General features: G+C 40.9%; 12 protein-coding genes. 9 read left to right on the top strand and 3 right to left on the bottom strand.

Going from position 1 to position 6516, the window contains the following annotated elements:
- From terL to ACYQ3A_RS01555, 5 genes are all read left to right on the top strand, one after another.
- The coding region (gene terL / locus ACYQ3A_RS01575; protein ID WP_459894999.1) for a phage terminase large subunit at positions 1 to 938 on the top strand (938 nt) is incomplete at its 5' end.
- Positions 939 to 947: 9 nt separating this feature from the next.
- Positions 948 to 1484, top strand: coding sequence for a phage baseplate assembly protein V (locus ACYQ3A_RS01570; protein WP_459894996.1), 537 nt, complete (start codon positions 948 to 950; stop codon positions 1482 to 1484).
- A gap of 9 nt (positions 1485 to 1493) precedes the next feature.
- Positions 1494 to 1808 (top strand): hypothetical protein, encoded by a 315-nt coding sequence (locus ACYQ3A_RS01565; protein WP_459894993.1) that lies wholly within the window; start codon positions 1494 to 1496, stop codon positions 1806 to 1808.
- Between the two features lies 1 nt (position 1809).
- On the top strand, positions 1810 to 2181 hold the full coding sequence (locus tag ACYQ3A_RS01560; protein WP_459894991.1) for a hypothetical protein: 372 nt from the start codon (positions 1810 to 1812) through the stop codon (positions 2179 to 2181).
- Between the two features lie 24 nt (positions 2182 to 2205).
- Entirely contained in the window at positions 2206 to 3285 is a 1080-nt protein-coding gene (locus ACYQ3A_RS01555) for a baseplate assembly protein (RefSeq protein ID WP_459894989.1), read from the top strand.
- Here ACYQ3A_RS01555 and ACYQ3A_RS01550 read toward each other — a convergent pair.
- From ACYQ3A_RS01550 to ACYQ3A_RS01540, 3 genes are all read right to left on the bottom strand, one after another.
- Positions 3269 to 3712: a hypothetical protein gene (locus tag ACYQ3A_RS01550; RefSeq protein WP_459894987.1), complete on the bottom strand. Its 444-nt coding sequence runs from the start codon at positions 3710 to 3712 to the stop codon at positions 3269 to 3271. The two genes, ACYQ3A_RS01555 and ACYQ3A_RS01550, sit on opposite strands and share 17 nt — an antisense overlap.
- A gap of 11 nt (positions 3713 to 3723) precedes the next feature.
- Complete coding sequence (locus ACYQ3A_RS01545; protein WP_459894985.1) at positions 3724 to 4500, bottom strand: tetratricopeptide repeat protein; 777 nt, start codon at positions 4498 to 4500, stop codon at positions 3724 to 3726.
- Positions 4501 to 4604: 104 nt separating this feature from the next.
- On the bottom strand, positions 4605 to 5030 hold the full coding sequence (locus tag ACYQ3A_RS01540; RefSeq protein WP_459894983.1) for a helix-turn-helix domain-containing protein: 426 nt from the start codon (positions 5028 to 5030) through the stop codon (positions 4605 to 4607).
- A 114-nt stretch (positions 5031 to 5144) separates the two neighbouring features.
- Here ACYQ3A_RS01540 and ACYQ3A_RS01535 point away from each other — a divergent pair, with 114 nt between their 5' ends.
- The 4 genes from ACYQ3A_RS01535 (at position 5145) to ACYQ3A_RS01520 (ending at position 6483) form a co-directional block, all read left to right on the top strand.
- Complete coding sequence (locus ACYQ3A_RS01535; protein ID WP_459894982.1) at positions 5145 to 5372, top strand: helix-turn-helix domain-containing protein; 228 nt, start codon at positions 5145 to 5147, stop codon at positions 5370 to 5372.
- Between the two features lie 20 nt (positions 5373 to 5392).
- The gene (locus tag ACYQ3A_RS01530) at positions 5393 to 5812 is read left to right on the top strand and encodes a hypothetical protein (RefSeq protein WP_459894980.1); all 420 of its coding nucleotides are present in this window, start codon (positions 5393 to 5395) and stop codon (positions 5810 to 5812) included.
- A gap of 108 nt (positions 5813 to 5920) precedes the next feature.
- Positions 5921 to 6136: a hypothetical protein gene (locus tag ACYQ3A_RS01525; protein ID WP_459894978.1), complete on the top strand. Its 216-nt coding sequence runs from the start codon at positions 5921 to 5923 to the stop codon at positions 6134 to 6136.
- 122 nt (positions 6137 to 6258) lie between these two features.
- Positions 6259 to 6483 carry a hypothetical protein gene (locus tag ACYQ3A_RS01520; RefSeq protein ID WP_459894975.1) on the top strand — a complete coding sequence of 75 codons (225 nt, stop codon included), beginning with the start codon at positions 6259 to 6261 and terminating at the stop codon, positions 6481 to 6483.
- The last annotated feature ends 33 nt before the right edge of the window (positions 6484 to 6516 follow it).

The raw sequence follows: 6516 nt of genomic DNA, 5'->3' as shown, positions 1-6516 counted from the left end.
TCTTGTGCGATGATGTTTTAAAGGATACCGATGCAGAAAGTCCATCTAAAAGAGAAAAAATCTACAGAAGATTTAAGAGAACAATCATTCCAATGGCAGACAGAGACGCTTTCATAATCTTTACCAACACAATTCTCCACCACGACGATCTTCCTTCAAGGCTCTTAAAAGAAGTAAGAGAAGGGAAATTAAAAGACTGGTTTGCAGTTAAGTTTAAAGCAATCTTCAAGGACGAAAGTGGAAAAGAAAAAGCTCTTTGGAATGATTATTGGTCCTTAGACAGACTATACCAGAGAAAAACAGAAATCGGCAGCATAGCCTTTGCAACAGAATATCTGAACGAACCACTCTCTGAAGAAGACATGGTATTCAAACCTGAATGGTTTCAGTATTATGAACCAGCTGAAATAGTAAATAGAAAACTAAATGTTACAATGGCAGTCGACCCTGCCACTGGTAAGAAAACAGGAGACTATTCGGCGATTGTAACAGTTGGTAAAGACAAAGAAACAGGCATTATCTACGTTCTTGACGCCTTTGCTGAAAAGATTTCAGATTTAAATCTCACAAAGAAAATAATCGAGAAATATTTAGCATTCAAACCCAAAAAGATATTCTTTGAGGAAATTGCATTTCAGGAAATCTACAAAAATCAGATAATGAGGGAAGCGAGTAAAAGTGGAGTGTACTTACCGATTAAAGGGATAAAGCCAAAAGTAAGTAAGGAGTTGAGAATCCAGAAACTTTCTCCTCTCATAGAAAATGGACTAATCAGATTCAGAAGGAACCAGAAACTTCTGATAGATCAGCTTATCGAGTTTCCCAAGGGAGCTCATGACGATCTGCCCGACGCCCTTGAAATGGCAGTTTCAGGGCTTGAAAGGGCAGGAGAGACAAAATCTGCAGTAGCAAGAAGGTACATCCGAAGACTCTTTTAGAGGGAATTAATGTTTGAGGAGCTGAGAGAGGTAAAGGACAGACTTGAATGGCTTGAAGCACAACTCAATAGGGTGATAGCCATTGGAAAAGTTGTAGCAATTGATGAAAAGACTGCTAAGGTCAGAGTAGAGCTTGGAGAGAAGGATAAACTCGTAACCTACTGGCTTCCGGTTCTAACCACAAAAACGGAACTTGATAAAGAATACTGGATGCCGGACGTTGACGAACTTGTAGTGTGCCTCTTCACTCCTCCAAACTTTGAAAGAGGCTTTGTAGTAGGAAGCTACTACACCCTTGAAGATCCTCCTCCTGTAGCGGACAGAGACAAATACCACAGACGATTTAAAGACGGAACGATAATTGAATACGACCGTAAAAAACACCGTCTTTATGTTCATGTAGAAGGAACTGTTTACATTCACGCAACTGGCAACGTAACCGTAAAGACAGACCAGAACGCAACAGTAGAAGCTGGACAGGATGCGACTGTTAAAGCCTCAAATAACGTAACCATAAAAGGAAAGTTTGTGAATATCAACCCATAGAGGAAAGAAATGAGCAGCAACACACGGGTAGGAGATATATCTGCAGGCATTTGCAGTGTAGGTGCTCCCTGCTGTCCCCATAGCTGGATAAGTATTCACATAGCGGGTAGCCCTGATACTTACGTAAACGGCAGGGAGCAGATGAGACAGGGCGACATTGGAGCTTCTACCTGTCCTCACTGTCCAGTCAGCTTTGCTGTTTCTGGAAGTTCTACAGTTCTTACAAACGGCATTCCAACTCATAGAGTAGGAGATATTCACATAGTTCCCTGTGGAGCTGGAATAGTGGTAACTGGTTCAGGAGATAGTAATTCCGGGGGATAACATGGCAGTTTGTCCTTTTATGAGCAACTGGGTGTTTGACCAGTCAACAATGCAAGCTTCTTTTCAGGAAAAGGAATGTATCCAATCGGCTTGCATGCTGTGGGATTCTGCAAATAATAGATGCGGAGCTTTTACATCTGACCACATCATAAACATAGACAACAGAGGAAAATCAGCTCCTCTTGGCTATGCGGTTATATTGAGTCAGGAATTTATCCAGCAGGAAGACTTTGACGGAAACGGGAAGATTTACGGTAAGGATTTCAAGCTGAAAGACCCTCCTCCTCTTCTAAGGTCCTTAGAGCAAAATCCTGCGTGGAAAGAACCTGATACTGTGCTAACTCTCGAAGAATACAAAGCAACTCTTCCTTAGTTTTAGGAGAAAGAGGAGAAAGGCATGTTTACAGTAACCCCACCTGAAGAGCTTGTCAGGAAGCTGAGAGAGAACTACGCCCGTATGACTGGAAGATACCCTTCTCCGTCAGACGTTGAAGACTTTCTCATTTCCCTCATAGCCTACGACCGCTCTCAACTTGAAGGACAGATGAACTACTACCGAAAGCAGAACTTCCTTCGCTATGCACAAGGAGAAGCTCTTGACCTGCTTGGAGAGTGGCTTGGAGTGAAAAGACTTCCTCCAGAACCAGCCATTACCACTGTAAGATTCTATCTGGAAACTCCCCATCCTCAAATTCTCCTGGATACAGAAGACGTGAAGATAGTTTCTCCCAATCAGCTCATCTTTAAACCGCGGGAACCTCTTATCATTCCAGAAAATACGCCAACCTTTGATGCCCTATTTATATGTGAGACTCCTGGAACTGCAGGCAACGGATTCTTAGCTGGAGAACTTAAAAATCTTCTTCAACCTGTTCCTTACGTAAAGACAGTTGAAAACATTACCATTACTGCTGGAGGGAAAGAAACCGAGGATGACGAGCATTTAAGAGACAGAATTCGCCTTGCATCTTACCGTTTCAATACTGCTGGAACGAGAAAAGGATATATCTACTGGGCTAAAACTGCCTCTGCCAGCGTGATAGACGTATCAGTTTTATCTCCTTCTCCTGGAGTTGTGGAAGTTTACGTTCTAACAGATCAACTTCCTGTTCCTTCAGAGATACTTTCAAAAGTGGAAGAGATACTTTCAGCAGAAGACGTAAGACCCTTAACCGATTACGTTGTAGTAAAACCAGCCAAGCCTGTAGAGTTTATAGTTGACGTGGAAATAAAGATTGCCGAAGGATTTGGCACTCTTGCCACACAAATTCTGGATAGATGCAGAGAAGCCATAGACAGCTACATAGCAGAGACCAGGAAAAAGTTAGGACAGGCTATAAATCCAGACCAGATTATCTACCGTTTAATGGGTATTCAGGGAGTTTTCTACGTGAAGGTTAATTCTCCCGCCTATACGGAGCTAAAGGAATGGCAGGTGGGAGTGGGAAGAGAAAGGGAAGTTAAACTACTGAGTTGAAAGCCTGCTGAACTTGAGATTCAGGTAAATTCCTGATTTTTTGAAAGGAGTCTTCTAAATTTTTGGTTAGCTTTTTAGCCTCTGAAAGGGATACTTCTACTCCACCCATTTGTAAGTTGTAATCTGCAAAATTCCGTATATCTCTGAGCTTCCAGAGGTTTCTACCTTCTTCTGTCAGACCAACTTTGTATAAGAGATTTATGAGAATTATGTGAATCCTTCCTCTCAAGTTACCAGACTCAAGTTCCTCGAGTTGGGAAGGAGAAAGTTTCGCTTTTATAATTTCACGTATTTCAAGGAACACATAGTAGTATAGCCTACCGATTGCTGTTTTTTGCTTAGCATTATCAAGGTAAGACGGTATAGACCACCTTTCTATTAGATAAGAAATCTGTTTGAAGTGTTTAGGTTCTATCATCTCTACCATTGGGGAGAATCTCAAAACCTCACTATGGTTAATTCTTTTACAAAAGGTTGGATAAGTTTTTCTGCCTCTTCTTCTTTACTTAGCTTCCAGTCAACAAACTCGTCAGTTGAAAGATTGGGTAACTCCCCAACAATATAGAACACGGGGGTCTTCCAATCAGGATATTCTTCATCACTCTCGATTATAAGGAAAACACTGTGTTCTGGATAATGCTTTTTTAAAACATCAAAGGCTTTCCTAAGCCATTCTTTGGTAGATAACCATTCCTTACCCTCTTGGTATCCCTTATAAAACCTCAGGATACAGCCTGCACTTTCAGAAGATAAGATAGAAAAAAGAACTTTTGAGAACTGCCTGCCAAATTCCTTAAATAAATTGGCTATTTTTTCTGGATTTTTCATATTGAAGTAAAGTAAAGCCTCGTAAGCTGCTACTTTTTCTTTACCTTTTTGAGTCAACGGTAACCTCTTGAGAGTATTGATTACTTCCATCGCTTTTTTAAAATCTAACGTGTCTATATAGAGGTTAATTAGATAAAAGAGCAGCTTAGGAGATAAATAAGAATTAACAAAATTTTCTACAACTTCGAGAGCTCTTTTCTTATACCCTCTCGCCTTTAAAGCAAGAGATAAATACAGAACTGCATCTTCATCATCAGGTTTCCTTTGCAAATAGCTCTCGATTTCTTCTATGAGGGAGTCCAAACACTCGTCTCCGTCTCCCTGTAAACAACGGTTAAGTTTCTCTTGAAACTCAAAACTTTTATAAAGTGGAATAATCTTTGCCACTTTTCCTTCCTCTGTTTGCAAACAAATTAGTCGTATTAAATTTAGCATCGTGCTAACGAAAATTGACAAAAAAATATATCCCTGCATTAGACAATTTCTAATGATTATTCTACCACATTCTCATCGTGAGAATTAGAGAGGTTAGCAGTTTCCCGCTGTCTCTCCGAAGAAGAGGCGGAGAGCCTGGAAGTAAGCATCTTCTGGTAACCCCTAAAAAGTTGTTTTAATCCTTCCTGTTGCTCTGGAGTAAGCATTGAAATCATAACCGCCAGTTCTTTGTCTATTCCAGCTTTTTCTGGAGGGATTTCTTTAAGGTCTGGGTTCACAAACATTGAGCCTTCGCCAGTGATTAACCAGTGAATATTAATACCGAACTTCTTGGCTAATCTTTGAAGAACCTCTGCGTCAGGTAGAAATTGTTCGTTTTCATATCTTCTCAGGGTAGCTTCGGAAATACCTATTTCTTTTGCAAAGTTTCGCTGAGTAATACCAAGAGTTTTCCTGACTTTCTTTAACCGCTTACCAATCATTTTTTACCTCCTTTTCCAAGTTATCGCTCATTAATGCTTGACAACCGCTCAAAATTGACTTATCATTTCTATTGGTAGCACGATGAGAACATAGAAATCATATCAGAGGAAGCGATGGGTAAACCGTATTTCACATACAGCATAAACCTGAAAACAAAACTTCTCCAGAAGGGTTATCTCTCCCTGAAAGATTGGTGCGATAAAAGGGGATTTCCGTATAGACTCGCTCAAAAGGTAGTAACACTCCGCACTCCAGCAAAAGATGGCAAGGCTTCTGAAATAAAGGAAGCTCTCATAGAAGAATTCGGAGAGGAAGTTTTTGACCCACCTTACCCAGACTAAACCCAGAAAGGAGGAATGCCATGAAAGTAAAAGACACTCTCCCGATTCCGATTCAAGTAACGGTTTACTGTCCAAGAGAAGAGAAAACAATCACAGGAAGCATCTGCTTTGACTGTCCTCACTTTGGCGGTATCAAGACAACTAAAACAGCAGGCGGTATCAGGATTTTTATCGATTGCGGTTACGTCGAGATTGAAGAACCTGAAAAACAGGAGCTCGTTACTCTCATTGAAAAAACTCTTGACAGCTACAGAGAGCACGTTCTTAAAGCTTTCGAGAGGACACTTGCAAAAGCCCTGTTTAAGGGTGGGACAGAGATTGACCCGAAAGGACTCACAGAAGAGTTCAGAAGGTCAATCTCCATCCCAATAACCACGATCCTCCCATTAATCAAAATAGGCTCTGAATCCAGAGAAAACAAGAGGCAAAACAATGAATAAGTGTTCCAAGTTGCCAGTGGCAATTCTCTCTGCCCCCTTTAGGTTTGGTTGCATCGACAAGTTTATAGGTTGTCCCCTTTGCGGGGGACTCTCTTTCAGGAGGCAACGGTGAAAAGGATGTTCCCTCTTGTTCCAGCTCTTTTTCTGGGATTCCTTGTCTTCCTGATAGAAACCAGCAAAGCAAGTGAACCGGTAAGGCTTCTGAAAATCATAGCTGTAAACCTGATTCTCATCGGGCTTTCACTTCTTTTTGAAGTTAACCAGATTCGCAGGTTACTTGAAGAGAAGACAAAGAGAATAGAGGGTAGCAAAGATGATAAGTAGGTCTGCAAGTTTAGAAAAGAACAACAAGGGCAACAAGAAAAGAAACCCACAAGAGCAGACATATCGCAAAGGTGAAGATTACCAAGAAAACACTATCTGTTGCGAAGTTAACGGAGGCAAAAATGAAGTTCAAAACTTTTATCTCAAAAGTAGCACGGTATCTGATTTTCTTTTTACTGCAACCCATTCTTGGAACACTTCTCTTTCTTCTGTTTTCCACAGGATTCCTCTACTTCTTCTTTACCTATCTCCTGCAACTTGTGAAGAAGGAGTGGCAGGTAGAAGTGAAACTCGAAATTCCGTTTACAGACTACGAGCTCCTTTTACGAGTTCCAGAAAAGAAATAGCACTCTTTTCCCCTAAAGGTGGAAAGGTTAACA

The organism is Desulfurobacterium crinifex (assembly GCF_054656775.1).
Note: the sequence above shows the minus strand (reverse complement) of the source record. Positions and strands in the feature narration are given on the sequence as shown.

Excerpts from the sequence above, each read along its gene's own strand:
- ACYQ3A_RS01570 (WP_459894996.1), top strand. The coding sequence starts at position 948 with ATGTTTGAGGAGCTGAGAGAGGTAAAGGACAGACTTGAATGGCTTGAA.
- ACYQ3A_RS01565 (WP_459894993.1), top strand. The coding sequence starts at position 1,494 with ATGAGCAGCAACACACGGGTAGGAGATATATCTGCAGGCATTTGCAGT.
- ACYQ3A_RS01560 (WP_459894991.1), top strand. The coding sequence starts at position 1,810 with ATGGCAGTTTGTCCTTTTATGAGCAACTGGGTGTTTGACCAGTCAACA.
- ACYQ3A_RS01555 (WP_459894989.1), top strand. The coding sequence starts at position 2,206 with ATGTTTACAGTAACCCCACCTGAAGAGCTTGTCAGGAAGCTGAGAGAG.
- ACYQ3A_RS01550 (WP_459894987.1), bottom strand. The coding sequence starts at position 3,712 with ATGGTAGAGATGATAGAACCTAAACACTTCAAACAGATTTCTTATCTA.
- ACYQ3A_RS01540 (WP_459894983.1), bottom strand. The coding sequence starts at position 5,030 with ATGATTGGTAAGCGGTTAAAGAAAGTCAGGAAAACTCTTGGTATTACT.
- ACYQ3A_RS01535 (WP_459894982.1), top strand. The coding sequence starts at position 5,145 with ATGGGTAAACCGTATTTCACATACAGCATAAACCTGAAAACAAAACTT.
- ACYQ3A_RS01530 (WP_459894980.1), top strand. The coding sequence starts at position 5,393 with ATGAAAGTAAAAGACACTCTCCCGATTCCGATTCAAGTAACGGTTTAC.
- ACYQ3A_RS01520 (WP_459894975.1), top strand. The coding sequence starts at position 6,259 with ATGAAGTTCAAAACTTTTATCTCAAAAGTAGCACGGTATCTGATTTTC.